Source organism: Labrenzia sp. THAF187b, assembly GCF_009363375.1.
In the GTDB taxonomy this organism is placed as follows: Bacteria; Pseudomonadota; Alphaproteobacteria; order Rhizobiales; family Stappiaceae; genus Roseibium; species Roseibium algicola.
Genome location: NZ_CP045344.1, coordinates 475,862 through 491,660 on the forward strand (window position 1 = coordinate 475,862; position 15,799 = coordinate 491,660).

Annotated in this window: 15 protein-coding genes; 1 reads left to right on the top strand and 14 read right to left on the bottom strand. The window is 61.0% G+C overall.

All coding sequences use genetic code 11. The features are described from left to right. Nucleotides 1–37: 37 nt before the first annotated feature. The 7 genes from FIV03_RS02215 to FIV03_RS02245 form a co-directional block, all read right to left on the bottom strand. Nucleotides 38–1,066 carry a histone deacetylase family protein gene (locus FIV03_RS02215; protein WP_022999743.1) on the bottom strand — a complete coding sequence of 343 codons (1,029 nt, stop codon included), beginning with the start codon at nt 1,064–1,066 and terminating at the stop codon, nt 38–40. 54 nt (nt 1,067–1,120) lie between these two features. Next, complete coding sequence (locus tag FIV03_RS02220) at nt 1,121–2,119, bottom strand: aldose epimerase family protein (protein ID WP_152508521.1); 999 nt, start codon at nt 2,117–2,119, stop codon at nt 1,121–1,123. Nucleotides 2,120–2,199: 80 nt separating this feature from the next. Beyond that, a complete protein-coding gene (locus FIV03_RS02225; protein ID WP_062490529.1) occupies nt 2,200–3,699 on the bottom strand; it encodes a phosphomannomutase/phosphoglucomutase in 1,500 nt (499 codons plus the stop codon). 64 nt (nt 3,700–3,763) lie between these two features. Beyond that, complete coding sequence (locus tag FIV03_RS02230) at nt 3,764–4,270, bottom strand: TIGR02281 family clan AA aspartic protease (protein ID WP_077290880.1); 507 nt, start codon at nt 4,268–4,270, stop codon at nt 3,764–3,766. 66 nt (nt 4,271–4,336) lie between these two features. Beyond that, nucleotides 4,337–5,236, bottom strand: coding sequence for a ribokinase (locus FIV03_RS02235; RefSeq protein WP_152508522.1), 900 nt, complete (start codon nt 5,234–5,236; stop codon nt 4,337–4,339). 105 nt (nt 5,237–5,341) lie between these two features. Further along, on the bottom strand, nt 5,342–5,971 hold the full coding sequence (gene upp, locus FIV03_RS02240; protein ID WP_022999737.1) for a uracil phosphoribosyltransferase: 630 nt from the start codon (nt 5,969–5,971) through the stop codon (nt 5,342–5,344). 65 nt (nt 5,972–6,036) lie between these two features. After that, complete coding sequence (locus tag FIV03_RS02245) at nt 6,037–7,278, bottom strand: DUF1688 family protein (protein ID WP_152508523.1); 1,242 nt, start codon at nt 7,276–7,278, stop codon at nt 6,037–6,039. A gap of 147 nt (nt 7,279–7,425) precedes the next feature. Here FIV03_RS02245 and FIV03_RS02250 point away from each other — a divergent pair, with 147 nt between their 5' ends. Then, entirely contained in the window at nt 7,426–8,682 is a 1,257-nt protein-coding gene (locus FIV03_RS02250) for an MFS transporter (RefSeq protein ID WP_152508524.1), read from the top strand. Nucleotides 8,683–9,059: 377 nt separating this feature from the next. Here the strand turns inward: FIV03_RS02250 and FIV03_RS02255 are convergent, their stop codons facing one another. The 7 genes from FIV03_RS02255 to FIV03_RS02285 all read right to left on the bottom strand — a co-directional run bounded on the left by FIV03_RS02255 (nt 9,060) and on the right by FIV03_RS02285 (nt 15,799). Next, nucleotides 9,060–10,064, bottom strand: coding sequence for an adenosine deaminase (locus FIV03_RS02255; RefSeq protein ID WP_022999734.1), 1,005 nt, complete (start codon nt 10,062–10,064; stop codon nt 9,060–9,062). Between the two features lie 121 nt (nt 10,065–10,185). Next, complete coding sequence (locus FIV03_RS02260; protein WP_152508525.1) at nt 10,186–11,406, bottom strand: phosphopentomutase; 1,221 nt, start codon at nt 11,404–11,406, stop codon at nt 10,186–10,188. Nucleotides 11,407–11,490: 84 nt separating this feature from the next. Beyond that, nucleotides 11,491–12,807 carry a thymidine phosphorylase gene (gene deoA / locus FIV03_RS02265; RefSeq protein ID WP_152508526.1) on the bottom strand — a complete coding sequence of 439 codons (1,317 nt, stop codon included), beginning with the start codon at nt 12,805–12,807 and terminating at the stop codon, nt 11,491–11,493. A gap of 23 nt (nt 12,808–12,830) precedes the next feature. Beyond that, nucleotides 12,831–13,613, bottom strand: a complete 783-nt coding sequence (deoC, locus tag FIV03_RS02270; RefSeq protein WP_022999731.1) for a deoxyribose-phosphate aldolase — start codon at nt 13,611–13,613, stop codon at nt 12,831–12,833. Continuing rightward, on the bottom strand, nt 13,610–14,419 hold the full coding sequence (locus FIV03_RS02275; RefSeq protein ID WP_022999730.1) for a purine-nucleoside phosphorylase: 810 nt from the start codon (nt 14,417–14,419) through the stop codon (nt 13,610–13,612). Before FIV03_RS02275 ends, deoC begins: the two co-directional genes overlap by 4 nt. A 16-nt stretch (nt 14,420–14,435) precedes the next feature. Beyond that, nucleotides 14,436–14,834 (bottom strand): cytidine deaminase, encoded by a 399-nt coding sequence (cdd, locus tag FIV03_RS02280; protein ID WP_022999729.1) that lies wholly within the window; start codon nt 14,832–14,834, stop codon nt 14,436–14,438. Then, nucleotides 14,831–15,799, bottom strand: coding sequence for an ABC transporter permease (locus FIV03_RS02285; protein ID WP_031268896.1), 969 nt, complete (start codon nt 15,797–15,799; stop codon nt 14,831–14,833). The genes cdd and FIV03_RS02285 overlap by 4 nt, the downstream gene beginning before the upstream one ends.

A 15,799-nucleotide genomic window follows, 5' to 3' on the forward strand; every position in this document is an offset into this window, starting at 1 on the left:
TCAGGATCCGTTGCACCCAAGTCCTGGCGAAGAGGTCTTATCCCTCGAAGCCTTCAAGCACATTGACGCAATTGGTGCCCAGTGCGTCGACCGCATAGCCGCCTTCCATCAGGAAGATGGTCGGAACGCCGACCTTGGCGAGCCTCTGGCCAAGCCGGATGTAGTCTTCGCTCTTGAACTTGAAGCCGGAGATCGGATCGTTCTCGTAGCAATCCATGCCAAGCGAGACGATCAACGCTTCCGGCTTGTAAACCAGCAGCCAACGGCAGGCTTCCTCGAGTGCCGGTGTGTAGCTGTCCCAATCGGTGCCGAGCGGCAAAGGCCAGTTACGGGTGAACCCGGTACCGGCATGTTCACCGGTCTCGTCGGCAAACCCGAGAAAATAGGGATATTCGTGTTTAGGGTCGGCATGGATCGACAGGAACAGGATGTCCGGCCGGTCATAGAACAGCGCCTGGGTGCCATTGCCATGGTGGTAGTCGACATCCAGGATCGCGATGCGATGCAGTCCGTAGTCCCGAAGATACTGGGCCGCGACAGCAGCGTTGTTGAAGAAGCAGTATCCACCGAAGAAGTCATAGCCCGCGTGGTGTCCCGGTGGCCGGCAAAGCGCGAAAGCCGATTTCTCGCCATCGAGAAGCAGGCGGGCCGCAGTCAGGGCCGTGTCGGCGGACGCCCGAGCCGCCTTGTAGGTGTTTTCGCCGAGCGGCGTACCGGCATCCATCGAGTACCGTCCGAGCAGGCCGTCGATATGTTCGACCTGAACATCCTGACGCAGGCTGCGGATGGGCCAGACAAAGGGAAAGGCTTCGCGCGACCGCCCTGCGGCCGTCCATTTTTCCCAGAAGCTTTCCAGAAACGAAACGTATTCGGGGGCGTGCACCCGGTGCAGCGGACGGACGGGAAATTCCTCCGGCGCGACGATTTCACCGACATTGCGCTCCCGCACGGTCTTGAGCACGATTTCGGCGCGGCTCGGGATCTCGACAGCAGGCTTCAGTTCGCCGTCTGATATTTCCTGCGCCGGTGCATGCGCGAGCTGGGTGTTTGAAAAAACCGTCTTCACGAGTTGCCCCCAAGTCCCCTGTTGTCTCACACAGCAGCGCTAATGTAACCCATTTCAGGAAAAACGGAATTCCGTAACATGAGTATAAGTCTCTGAGGGCTGTAACAAAACCGGTGTGAACCCGTCGTGATTGACGCTGTCCGGCCATCGCTGCGCTTCAAGGCACAGCCCGGCATGGGCCCCGTAGTGCCGGCCGTCCAGCCCGGGAACCGTCACCGAGATCCGCTGCGCATCATAAAGCTGCAGGCCGGGTTCGCTCGTCCAGACTTCCATGCGGCGGTCACCGGAACCATCTTCGAGGGCAGCAGCGAATTCCACGCCCTCGCGTGGTGCATCCGCTAGGCAGAAGTTGTGATCGAAGACCACGTTCTCCTCACCCGCCTTGCGCCGCAGCTTGCGCCCGTCGCGGAAGTCGTATGGCGTCCAGGCCACGTTGCGTATCTCGCCGGTCGGGATCAGCGCCTCGTCCACGGGCAGATAGGTCTCGGCAGCAATTTCCAGCGTATGGTCCAGAATATTGCTGCTGCCATCCAGATTGAAATAGGCGTGCTGGGTCAGATTGACCGGCGTCGTCTTGTCGGTGGTTGCGGTGATTTTCAAACGCAGCGCACCGGTGCCGGTCAACGTGTAGCGGGCAAGCACTTCCACCCGGCCCGGATACCCCATGTCGCCGTCTTCGGAGACAAGCTTCAGCAGGACGCTGGCCTTGTCGTGCTGCTCTACCTGCCAGACCCTGCTGGAGAAGCCGAGCGAGCCACCGTGAAGGTGGTTGATACCGCGTTCGTTCTGGTCGAGTTGATAGGTGACCCCGTCTATCGTCATCCGGCCGCCGCCGATCCGGTTGGCGCAGCGCCCGGCAATCACGCCGAAATAGGGCGAATGATCCAGATAGCTCTGGAGATCGTCAAAACCCAGCACCACCGTCTCACCATCGACCTTGAGGTCGCGGATGATGCCTCCCAGGGTGAGTATGGAGGCAGCCAGAGACCCTTTTGCCAGCGTAATTTCCTGGACAACGGTCCCGTCTGGCAGAACCCCAAATTCCTTGATCATGAAAATCTCCGGCGAGAAGGCGGCAGGATGCGCAAAAGGCGGCGGAACTATCCGCCGCCTTTCGTCAATCGGTCAAGTGGTCAGAGCGTCTGGTTGTAGTCGCCCACTTCCGAGTTTTCGCGCAGAACGCCGTCAACAGCCTTGAACATGGCGTGGAGCCGGTCTTCCGAAACCGGGCTCTCGACCACGACCACCAGCTCCGGCTTGTTGGAGGAGGCACGCACAAGGCCCCAGGTTCCGTCTTCACTGACGACGCGAACGCCGTTGACGGTGATCAGGTCGGTGATCGACTGTCCGGCAACCGTTTCGCCCTTGGCTTTCATATCCTGGAAACGGGCGACAACCCGGTCGACGACGTCGTACTTGATTTCGTCGTCGCACTTGGGAGCCATGGTTGGCGACCCCCAGGTCTTGGGAAGATCCCGGCGCAGGTCTGCCATCGTCTTGTCCGGGTTACGGTCAAGCATGTCGAGGATGGCAATGGCCGAAACGAGCCCGTCATCATACCCGCGGCCAATCGGCTTGTTGAAGAAATAGTGGCCGGATTTCTCGAACCCGACCATGGCATTCAGTTCGGTGACACGGCGCTTGATATAGGAATGACCGGTCTTGAAATAGTCGGTCTTGGCGCCGTTGGCCTTAAGCACCGGATCCGTGTGGAACAGGCCGGTGGATTTCACATCGACCACGAACTGGGCACCGGGATGAAGCGCGGAGATATCGCGCGCAAGCATCACGCCGACCTTGTCGGCGAAGATTTCCTCGCCTTCGTTGTCGACGACACCGCAGCGATCGCCGTCGCCATCGAAACCAAGTCCGACTTCCGCACCGACTTCCAGAACCTTGTCACGAAGCGCATGGAGCATCTTCATGTCTTCCGGGTTCGGGTTATAGCGTGGGAAGGTGTGATCCAGCTCGGCATCAAGCGGAATGACTTCGGCGCCGATCGCCTCCAGGATCTTCGGCGCGAAGGCGCCGGCAGTGCCGTTGCCGCATGCCGCGACCACCTTTATCGGGCGCTTCAGTTTGGCCCGGTCGGTGAGATCCTTGAAATAGACATCCGGGAAACCGTCGACGAAGCGGTAGCTGCCGCCGCCCTTCAGGTCGAAAGCCGCTTCCAGAACGATGTCCTTCAGACGGCCCATTTCATCTGGACCAAAGGTCAGCGGGCGGTCGATACCCATCTTGACGCCGGTCCAGCCGTTGTCGTTGTGCGACGCCGTGATCATGGCGACCGCCGGAACATCGAGCGCGAACTGTGCGAAATAGGCCATCGGCGACAAGGCCAGGCCAATGTCGTGCACGTTGATGCCGGCTGCCAGAAGGCCGTTGATCACCGCCATCTTGATGGAGGAGGAATAACCCCGGAAATCATGCCCCACCACGATGTCCGGGCGTACGCCACGTTCGTGAATGAGCGTGCCGATGCCCATACCGAGCGCCTGCATGCCCATCAGATTGATTTCCTTTTCGAAAAGCCAACGCGCATCGTATTCACGGAAACCCGTGGGCTTCACCATTGGAAAGGATTCATATTCAAAAGTGTTCGGAACCAATTTCGGACGCGGTTTCGGAAACATCAATGCCTCTCAAAGCAAGGAAGAAGAACGGAACTGGGTAATTACCTAAACACGGTATGACAATTCACTGCACCAGTACAAGCGTGCCATCGGAGATGTCAAACCGCTTCATTTGGTTGAGAACGGACATGCCGAGCAGGGGTTCCCCGAGGCTTTGATCTTTCAACACAAGTGTGTCGACATTGCGTAGCCGGATCTTTCCAATGCGCAAATTGTCAATGGTCGCCCTGGCGCCACGAACTGTGCCGTTTGCCGTCTGGATCGCGTATTTGTAGTCGGCCGAATTCAGGAAGATTCCGATGCTCTCGGCAAGTGATTCCGGCAAAACGGTGACGGTTGCACCGGTGTCGACCAGCATGTCCACCGCACGGCCGTTCAGATAGGCATCCGCCACGAAATGCCCCTGCCTGTTGGCCGATATTCGGTGGCTTCGTTCACCGGCCTCGTCCACGTCCTGATCTTCGGCAACCGGGTCGCTGCTCACCAGCACCTCAAGCCTGTTCTCCAGCAGATACGCCGCAAGCGGAACGATTGCCATGCAGGCCAGAAAGATGATGACAAAGCGCGACATGCAGGGTCTCGACGTTGCGTGAGCCCCCTGAATATCACGGTTTCCTTAGCGGCCTGTAAAACAGCATCAGGCAATCGTGTCGGCCAGCCGGGCAATGTCCTCCAGATGCGGTGCACTGGACTGGGCCCCTGTCACGGTGCAGGCAAGCGCACCGGCGGCGGCACCTTCCTTCAAGGCGCGTTCGAAGGACGTCTTGCGATCGAGAGCGGCAGCCAGGGCGCCACAAAAGGCATCGCCTGCACCGGTCGTATCCACCGCGTTGACGGCAGGAGAAGCGAAGCGATAGCGCGCGGTTGGCGTGCGTGCGAGAACACCGTCCGCACCAAGGGTGACGATGATGTTCCGGCCACCTTCCGCCAGTTTCAGCGCGAATGTTTCCGTGTCACCGGCAATGCCGAGACGACCTCCGATTTCTGCCGCCTCGCTCACATTGACCACAACCGTACCGGCAAAATCCAGACAGGCACTCAGGTCGCCCTCAGGCACAGGAGCCGGGTTCCAGATGACCGTGCCTGCGGCATCCCGGGCAAGCCTGGCGCCTTCGGTCACCTCGATCAGAGGCACCTCTCCCTGAACCAGCAGTGTCTGACCGGGCCCAAAACCGCCTTCCAGCCAGGAAGCTTCGACACGGGCATTGGTGCCGCTGGCGACGATGATCTGGTTTTCCCCTGCGGGATCGATCCCGATCAGGGCAAGGCCGGTCGACCCGGCCATGGTGCGAACGCCTGAAAGATCGACGCCGGCTTCGCGCAGATTAAGCAACGCGAGTTCGGCAAAGCTGTCCTGTCCGACCGCGCCGATGAAACGAACGTCGGCCCCTGCCCGCCTGGCAGCCAATGCCTGGTTGGCGCCTTTCCCACCTGGAAATGTCTGGTGATCGCGACCGCTCACCGTTTCGCCGGCGGTCGGCAACCGGGGCACGGCAACGACCAGATCCAGATTGATGGAACCAAAGACCGTAATCATGTCGCCTCCCTTTTTTTACAAAAGGTTAGACACCGCACGCCCAAGCGCAACAAAAAAGCACGGAAGTTTCCCTCCGCGCTTTCAGCCGTCTGTTCCGTCGGCCGGTTACTTCGTGCCGTACATGCGGTCGCCGGCGTCGCCAAGGCCCGGGACGATATAGCCCTTCTCGTTCAGCTTCTCGTCGATGGAAGCGGTGTAGACCGGCACGTCCGGGTGGTTCTCGGTGAAATTCTTGACGCCCTCAGGTGCTGCGAGCAGGCAGAGGAAGCGGATGTTGTTGGCTCCGCGCTCCTTGAGCTTCTGAACCGCTGCAATCGCCGAGTTGGCGGTGGCCAGCATCGGATCGACCACGATCACCAGACGCTCGTTCAGGTCTTCCGGAGCCTTGAAGTAATACTCCACCGGCTGAAGGGTCTGCGGATCGCGGTAAAGCCCGATGTGCGCCACGCGCGCGGACGGAACCAGATCCAGCATGCCTTCCAGAAGTCCGTTGCCCGCGCGCAGAACGGAAGCGAATACCAGCTTCTTGCCGGCCAGGGTCGGTGCCTGCATTTCGGCAAGCGGCGTCTCGATGGTCTGGTAGACGAGCGGCAGGTCGCGGGTGACCTCATAGCAGAGCAGCGTGGAGATTTCCCGCAGCAGGCGCCGGAACCCCTGGGTAGACGTTCCCTTGTCGCGCATGATGCTCAGTTTGTGCTGAACCAGCGGGTGGCTGATGACAGTGGCTCCGGACATATCTGCCTCTCTTCTCAATGGGGCCATAACACCGGCCCGGTCTCATAATTTTTTATGTTCGGGACCTATGCCCCGAACGGCAACCAAAAAACAGACCCCGGGTTCATGAAGTGCCCGAGTTTTTTCGCTTCCTGCGGGTGTCCTTGCAAATAAATGCCGCCAGCCCGGCTGGTTCCACCTTCCAGGATGCAGGTGAGCGGCAACTGATCCTGATGAACCTTGAGCTCGTGCCGCAGCAGTTCGGCCAGCCTGTCGGTGAGCGCAAGCGCCACAGCGCGGATTTCGACCATCCGGTCGCGTTCGGCCTCTGCTGACAGCGCCGTGTCCGGTTCGAGAATTTTCAGGACACCGGCGTCAAGGAACAGGGCCGCGTGGGCAGGATCGGCCGGCGGCGTCAGTGCCTCCAGTCCGGAGACTTCAAACCCGGCCCAGGCAAGAGGTTCGATCAGTGAATAGACCATCTCCTGGGCAGCCTGATGGAACGGCACAACAGTCCTCTCGGAAACCGCGCCCCGCTGGTAATGCTCGAAGCTGTCGCCATAGACCATGCTTCCTTCGCTGGCACCACCGTCCCAGAGCGGACACAGGGACTCCAGCAACCGGTCGAGCAGATCCCTTGCCGAAACCACACCATCGCTTTCCTTTGCCATCCGAACTGCAAGACGGCCGGGACGGGTCTCGTCCCCTTCCCCGAAAAGGTCCGGCCGCAAGGCAAGCGCTTCACCGAAGCGTTTCAGATGGCGCTGCATCGCCTCGAGCAGGTCGTCATCTTCCCTCGCGTCCCACTGCAGGCCTTCGGAGAGTTCCATCCGGTCCATCTGCACGAGCGTCTGCGCATCGACGCGGTAGGGATCGGTCATTTCACCGGAAAAGGAACCTGCCGCGAACATGTGAAAGGCGGCCAGTGCCGAAGCCTCCTGACCGGTTGCCTTGGTGTCCGTCATCCGGTCTTCAAAGACCCAGCCCTCGGGATGGCGGGTTTTCATGTAGGTACCGAGGATGGCAAGGTCGGCTGCAGCGGCAAGCATTTCTTCGGCGGTTTCAAACCCGCGTGCATTTGCCAGCGCACCCCAGCGGTCGATGCCGCCAGCTTCGAAATTCCGCCAGATGCCGTAGGGTGGAATGTGAAAATCCGGATAGTTTTCCCGGGTAGTTTCAAGCACCGTGGCCAGCGCTGTCTCGAGCCGGTCCGGAACCGCTTCGACATGGGCGAGTTTGCCATCTGTGGCGAGCTTCAAAAGCTCATAGGCTTTTTCCCGAACACGCTGCGGCCGGAACAGGGACAAGGCTGGTTGGGTATCGGTCATGGAGATCGCCGGATCTGGAAAGGATTGTGTGAAAAGACGCTGCCCTCGCCTATCTGCCCACCATAACCTTGTCAAACCGGTTCGTCATTGGTCATCATCTGTTTGATTTGAACCCAAGCCTTTCAACCACCCCACACCGGAAGTTTCATGTCTGCCGTTGTCTCAATCGCCGCCCTTCTCGTCGGATCCGGACTGCTTTTGCTCGCCGGCGGCCTTCACGGCCTCCTGCTGCCGCTCGCCGGTCTCGCCAACGGCTTTTCCGATGCCTCGCTCGGTCTGCTCGGCACCGGCTGGGCAGTCGGATATGTCAGCGGCTGTCTGGCCGTGCCGGTCATCGTGAAGCGTGTGGGTCATGTGCGGGCCTTCGGGGCGCTTGCCTCGCTGGCAGGCATCTCGGTTCTCCTGAACCTCCTGTTCATGGATGCCGCTGTCTGGATCGTGCTGCGGGCGATCACCGGCTTCTGCTTTTCCGGCGCTGCCATGATCGTGGAAAGTTGGCTGAACGAACGCTCTACCAGCGAAACGCGCGGGCGGATCTTCGGCATCTATACGATGATCAATCTGGGGGCGACGACCGCCGGCCAGATGTTGCTGACGCTTGGCGATCCGACCGGCTTCTTCTTCTTCGTTCTCGGCTCGATCATCTACTCGCTGTCGCTGCTGCCGACAGCGCTGTCCACCGCCGCATCGCCCCAGCCCCTGACACAGGCGCGGCTGGACCCGAAAAAACTCTGGCGCAATTCACCGATCGCAGTCGTAGCGGTGTTCATGGTCGGCATTTCAAACGGGTCCTTCGGCACCTTGGGTGCGGTTTATGGACTTCGCATCGGACTGGACGTACCGGAGATTGCCATCATGATGAGTTTGGCGCTTTTGGCCGGCGCAGTGGTGCAGATCCCGGTCGGCATGCTTTCCGACAGGCTCGACCGGCGCCTGGTGCTGGTCGGTCTCGCCGTAACCGCCATGAGTTTCGGGTCCACCCTGTCATTCTTCGGCGGCACGGATCCGACCCTCACGGTTCTTCTGATCGCTGGTTTCGGCGGCGTGGTCTATTCCATGTATCCGGTGATCGTCGCCCACGCGAGCGACCACGCAGAGCCAGGTGACTTTCTCAGGATCAGCGGTGGTCTTCTGCTTATCTTCGGGGCTGGTACAATGCTTGGACCGTTGCTCGCTTCGGGCTTGATGACCTTCACTTATCCGGGCGCACTCTTCCAGGTGACGGCGGCAGCGCATCTTTCCATGATGCTCTTTGCCCTCTGGCGCATGCGTCAGCGTGCTTCGCTTCCGCAGGAAGACAAGTCCGATTTCGTGATGGCGGTCTCGACCGCGCAGATTACGACCCCGGAAACGGTAAGCCTCGATCCGCGCACGGAAGTGGACGAAACCGGCGGGGAAATCTGACGGGGATTGGCGCCATTACCTTCGGCATTCATCGCCCTTCCCCCCTCATCCTGAGGAGCCTCTTCAGCGGCGTCTCGAAGGATGGGCCGCTTGTTCCGGAGTATGCCGCCCATCCTTCGAGACGGACCTGTCAGTCCTCCTCAGGATGAGGTTTTGGGGATGAGAGGGCGAGAGGCGAGAAAGCTCACAAGAGTTCTCGCTGAACCAAACCAATGCAAAGCAGCCGCGCCTATGGCCGGCGTCATTCCCGACAAGCACAGCAAAGCTGTGCGCCGGTCATTAAACCTGACATCAGGGTGAACGAAGCGACCCCGCCTGAAACCAATCTGGCTTGCACTCAGCGTGCGGCGCATCCCGCATGATGCAGAAGACCTGCCTCAACCCGTCGGCGCCTGCTTTGCGCTTTCCAGTCGTACAAGGAGCCTTTTGCGTGTGGGCTCATCACAGAAGGCGGCTTCGATGGCCGTGCGGGTGACTTCCATCTGATCATCGAAACTCCATCCGAAGGTTTCGGTGACCGATGAATATTCCTTGCCGAGCGTGGTGCCGAAAAAAGGCGGGTCGTCGGAGTTGAGCGTGATCTTCACGCCCTCCTTGCGCAGCATGTTGACCGGGTGGAAGCGCAGGTGAGTGTAGACGCCCAGAGCGATGTTCGACCCGGGGCAGACCTCCAGCACGATCTCCTCGTCGACAAGGCGCTTGACCAGATCCTTGTCCTCGATCGCCCGCACACCATGGCCAAGACGTTTCACACGCAGGAATTCGAGTGCCGCGGTCACACTGTCCGGACCACCGAACTCGCCCGCGTGGGCCGTCGTGCCCAGCCCCGCATCCGCCGCCATGCGGAAGGCCTTCGCGAAATTCGCCGGGTGGCCGGAGCGTTCGTCCCCGGCCAGGCCGAAGCCCGTGACCAGAGGATGCGGATTGCCGATCACTTCCTTGATGACCCGTTCGACGGAGGCCGAACCGAAATGGCGGACGCCGATTGCGATCATCCGGCCTTCGATGGCGGTGTCTGTCTTGGCGCGCTCGATCCCCGCGGCCAGTCCCTCGACATAGGAGCGGTAGGACAGGCCGGCGGCCTGAGCGTGGTCTGGCGAGATGAAGATCTCGCCGTAAATTGCCCCTTCCGCCGCCAGCATGCGGAAATAGGTTTCCGCAAGCAGGGCGTAGTCCGCCGGCGTCCTGAACACCGAACTGGCAACGTCATAGGCCTTCAGGAAGGTGGTGAAGTCGGACCAGATGTATTTGCCGTTACCGTCGAGGACGGCCGAAACATCCTCGCCGCGCTTGTCGGCGAGGCGCTTGACCAGGGTCGGTGGCGCGGCGCCTTCGATGTGACAATGCAATTCCGCCTTCGGTACCGTGATGGCGTCGCTCATGTCCCGCGGGTCCTCATTCGAGTGTGTGGCGGGCCGGATTTCCGTCTTTCCGCAGAAAGGACGGACGAGTGGCCCGCGGTTATTGTGCCCGATTCACCGGATTGCCGGAATGCGGATGCGGTTACAGAAAACTCGTGCCGTTCGGACCGACCGCGATGCCCAGATGTTCGGCGATACTTTCACCGATATCGGCATAGGTCTTGCGACCACCGACGCTTCTGCCTTCGAGACCCGGGCCGGTTGCGATCACCGGGACATGTTCGCGAGTGTGGTCCGTGCCACGCCAGGTCGGATCACAGCCGTGATCGGCCGTCAGGATCAGGAGATCACCGTCCTTCATCCTGGCAATCATTTCCGGCAAGCGGCGGTCGAAATGCTCCAGTGCGGCTGCATATCCCGGAACATCCCGGCGGTGACCGTAGAGGGAGTCGAAATCGATGAAGTTGGCGAAGATCAGGTCGCCATCGGCTGCCTGGTCCATGGCCTCCAGCGTCTTGTCGAACAGCTGGTCGTTGCCTGCGCCCTTCAACACCCTGGCAACGCCCTGATGCGCGAAAATGTCGGATATCTTGCCGACGCCATAGACCGTGCGCCCTGCCTCTGTCAGCCGGTCGAGCAAGGTCGGTTCCGGCGGCAGTACCGAATAGTCACGCCGGTTGGCGGTGCGCTGGAAAGTGTCCGAAGTTTCGCCGACGAAGGGCCGCGCGATCACCCGGCCGATGTTGTAGGGATCGGCAAATTCACGCGCGATCTCGCAAAGTTCGTACAGCTTCTCCAAACCATAGTGTTCTTCGTGGGCGGCGATCTGGATGACGGAATCCGCCGACGTATAGAAAATCGGCTTGCCCGTGCGAATGTGCTCTTCGCCAAGTTCGGCAATGATCACCGTGCCGGAGGCGTGTTTGTCACCCAGGATGCCGTTGAGACCTGCCTTCTCGCTGATCTTTGCAATCAGTTCTTCCGGGAAGGTCGGGATCGTTTCCGGAAAATAGCCCCAGTCGAAGCGCACAGGCACACCGGCGATTTCCCAATGGCCGGACGGCGTGTCCTTGCCGTTGGAAACTTCAGCAGCATAGCCCCACAGGCCTTCCGGCTCGCCATCGAAATCCAGGCCCGGCACGTCCTTGCCGGTGGACAGACGCCCTGCGGCGCCCAGACCGAGCCGATCCATGTTGGGAACGCGCAAGGGGCCGGAGCGCAGACCGTCCTTGTCGCCCTCACCGGCGGCGCAACGCGCCGCGATGTGGCCCAAAGTATCGGCCCCGGCGTCACCAAAGGCTTCCGCATCCGCGGCACCGCCGATACCGAAACTGTCCAGAACGCACAGAATTGCACGAGGCATGGACATCTCCTCAAATTTATCATTGCCGGCCAGTTCGGCCGGAGAGGTTCCGGGCGACCATTCGCCCGGCACGCATTTTCCCGGTCAGGGCGCGATGCACTCGACGACGCTTGGCCTGTCGATGACATCGGCTGCGGAGCCGATGGTGTAGGCTTTGCGCACCGCGACGGCTGCTTCTTCGGCCTCTGCCTCGGTTCTGGCATGGACAATCGCCAAGGGCGCATCCGCGTCCACCGTGTTGCCGACACCGGCAAGGCTGGTCAGGCCGACGGACGGATCGATCACGTCCGCTGCAGCCCGGCGTCCACCGCCAAGCGTGACGACCGCAACGCCCACTGCCCGGGCATCCACACTCGTAACGACGCCGTCATGTTCGGCATAGACCGGCGCTTCCACCGGCGCCTTGGCGAGATAAAGTTCCGCCTTTTCCATGAAGTCGGCAGGTCCGCCAAGCGCATGAACCATCTGGGCGAACTTCTCAGCCGCCTTGCCGCTCTGAAACGCTTCACGCATCATGCCGGCACCGGCCTCGGCATCAGCGGCGATGCCGCCGGAGGCAAGCAGTTCGCCGCCTTGTGCCACGGTGACATCCCAAAGGCGGTTGTCGATGGCCGTGCCTTTCAGAAAGTCGACGGCGTTCTGCATTTCAACCGCGTTGCCGGCGGCAGACGCCAGCGGCTCGTTCATGTCGGTCAGGAGAGCCGTGGTCTTCAAACCCGCGCCGTTCGCGACCAGCACCAGGCTTTCGGCAAGAGCACGAGCATCTTCAAGTGTTGCCATGAAAGCGCCCGTGCCCCACTTCACGTCCAGCACCAGTCCCTGCAGACCGGCTGCCAGCTTCTTGGACAGGATCGACGCGGTGATCAGGTCGATGCTCTCCACCGTGCCGGTCACATCGCGGATGGCATAAAAACGCTTGTCGGCCGGAGCAAGATTGCCGGTCTGGCCGATGACGGCACACCCGATTTCCTTGACCACCTTCTTGAACAGCAGATTGTCCGGTTGCGTCTGATAGCCCGGGATGCTGTCGAACTTGTCCAGCGTGCCGCCCGTGTGACCCAGGCCACGACCGGAGATCATCGGCACGGCAGCGCCACAGGCGGCAAGCGCCGGCGCCAGCATCAAGGAGACGTTGTCGCCAACGCCGCCGGTGGAATGCTTGTCCAGGATCGGCGCGTCGATGCCCGACCAGTCCATGACATCGCCACTGTCGCGCATGGCGAGCGTCAGGGCCACACGTTCGTCGACGGTCAGCCCCTTGAAGAAGACAGCCATGGCGAGCGCAGCCACCTGGCCTTCCGTGACCGAGCCGTCTGCCAGACCCTTGACGAAGAACTGGATCTCCGCCGCGTCCAGCGTTCCACCGTCGCGCTTCTTTCTGATGAGTTCTTGCGGCAGCATTTGTTGTCCTTCTTGAAGCCGTCTCAATAGCCGTGGTGGGAGTGGTCCACGATTTCCTGGCCCTCGATCGTCGAGATCAGGGCATCCAGAAGACCGCTGGCACCAAAGCGGAAGGTGTGTGCCGATACCCAGTTCTGGCCCATAATCTTGTCGGCAAGCGCCAGGTAGGCAGCTGCGTCCTCGGCGGTGCGGATACCACCGGCCGGCTTGAAGCCGATCACGCGCTCGGCGTTGTCGCGGCGGGCTTCCTCAATCACGGTGAGCATGATCTCGGCTGCTTCCAGCGTTGCATTGACGGCAACCTTGCCGGTCGAGGTCTTGATGAAATCCGCACCTGCCCCAATGGCAATGTTGGAGGCTGCGTGGATCAGCAACGGATCCTTGATTTCGCCCGTTTCCAGGATGACCTTGAGCAGTGCCGGTTCCGGAATGGCAGCCTTCACGCGGATGATCTGCTCTTCCGCAAAGCCCTTGCGGCCGGCGCAGAAAGCCTTGTAGGGCATCACCAGATCGATCTCGTCGGCTCCATCGGCAAGTGCCTGCTTCGTCTCGGCCAGGACGGCTTCCGTATCTTCGCCACCTTCAGGGAAGTTGACAACGGTCGCCACCTTCACGCCCGTGCCGGTCAGTTCCTGCGCGGCCTGCGCCACGAACCGCGGCCAGACACAGACAGCAGCAACCGACCCGTGATCCGTCACGGTCCGTCCGGTCAGCTTGGAAATATCCGCCGCCGTGCAGTCGTCGTTGAGGTTGGTCAGGTCGACGAGCCCGAGGGCCCGTTTGGCGTGTTCGATCATGTCAGTCATTGGCCGATCTCCTTCACGAATGCCCGCACCAGCTGTTTCATGCGTTCCATGCCCTGCAAGGCAACGGACTTGGTTTCGTCGTGAGACAGCGCGTGTGTCTGCATGCCTGCGCCGTAATTGGTGATAATCGACATGGCCGCGACGCGCATACCCAGGAACCTGGCCATGATGACTTCCGGCACGGTTGACATGCCAACCGCATCCGCACCCAGTGTCTTGGCCATGCGGATTTCGGCAGGCGTCTCGAAAGACGGGCCGGAGAACCACATGTAAACGCCCTCGGCGACCGGATCGCCGGTTTCCTCAGCGACTTTCTTCATGGCCGCACGCAGGTCAGCATCGTAGGCGGTGCTCATGTCGAGGAAGCGCTTTTCGTCCTCTTCACCGATCAGCGGGTTCATGCCCGACCAGTTGATGTGGTCGGAAATCAGCATGGGCGAACCGGGAGCAACTTCCTGGCGCAGGGAACCGGCCGCATTGGTTGCCAGCAGGATCTCGCAGCCGAGCTCCTTCAGCGTTTCTACCGGCGTGCGCATGACCGTCGGATCGCCGCCCTCGTAATAATGGGCCCGGCCCGACAGGATCACCACCGGCACCCCGGACAGCGTGCCGGCAACCAGCTCGCTGGAATGGGACGTGACGGTGGAGACCGGAAATTCGGTCAGGTGCGAATAGGGAATGCGAACAGCGTCCTCGACTTCCTCGGCGAGCGCGCCGAGGCCGGAGCCGAGGATCATGCCAATCTTGTACGAGCCCTCCCGGGCTGCGCGGACGATCTCCGCGCATTCACGGCCGAAACCACTCATTGTGGGTCAGTCCTTCTTATTTTGACGTGTATTCCAGTTCGAAGGCGGCAGGCAGCAGCTCATCCATCGTGAAGCTGCGCCGGATACCGTCGAGATCAGCGACATGGACGACCAGATCGTCCGTGCCGAATTCCTTCAGACGCTGGCGGCACATGCCGCACGGTGTGCACAGGGCCGCATCGCCAATGACAACGGCTTCCGCAATTTCGCGGTAACCGGCGGCAATCATGGCACTGACCGCCCCACCTTCTGCACAAACGCTCACCGGGTAGGAAGCGTTCTCCACATTGCAGCCGATGAAAACAGTGCCGTCCGGTGCACGCAAGGCCGCGCCGACCAGGAAGTTCGAATAGGGTGCATATGCGTTTTCACGAACCGCTTTTGCGGCTTCGAACAACGCGTCCAGATCGCTCATGAACGCTCCTTGAGATACGGAATGCCAGCCGCCTTCGGCGGGATTGCCTTGCCGATGAAACCTGCAAGCAGGATCACGGTCAGAATATAGGGCAGTGCCTGGAAGAACTGCACCGGAATTTCACCGATACCGGGTAATTTCTGACCCTGCATCCGGATGGCGACAGCATCGAGGAAGCCGAACAACAGGCAGGCCAACATGGCGTTGGCCGGTTTCCACTTGGCGAAAATCAGGGCCGCCAGCGCGATGAAGCCCTTGCCCGCCGTCATGTCCTTGATGAAGCCGGAGGACTGGGCGATGGAAAGATATGCTCCGGCAACACCGCACAGGGCACCGCAGGCGATGACCGCCCGGTAGCGCAGCCAGGTGACAGAGATGCCGGCCGTGTCAACGGCCGCCGGGTTTTCCCCCACCGCACGCAGGCGCAGCCCGAAACGGGTGCGGAACAGCACCCACCAGGTCAGCGGCACGGCCACGAAAGCGGCGTAGACCAGGATGTTGTGGCCTGACAGCAGTTCGCTGTAGATGCCGCCAATGATCGGAACATCCCGCAGTTCTTCCGCGTAGGGCCAGACGATGTCCCGAAATCTTCCGCCTTCCGGCAGTGAGGGCGTACGACCGCCCTGGCGGAACCATGTCTGCCCGAGCAGCGCGGTCAGGCCTGCTGCCAGGAAGTTGATGGCAACGCCGGAAACGATCTGGTTGCCGCGGTTGGTAATGGAGGCAAAGCCGTGGATCAGCGCCAGGCCGATCGAAACCGCCATGCCCGCCAGAAGGCCGATCCAGGCGTTTCCGGTCATGTAGGCTACCGCACCCGCCCCAAAGGCTGCGCCGAGCATCTTTCCTTCCAGGCCGATATCGACCACGCCGGAGCGTTCCGAGTAAAGCCCTGCCAGACAGGCCAGCAGAAGCGGTGTCGACAGGCGGACTGTGGAATCAAGTGTCAGGATCACGATCTCGAACAT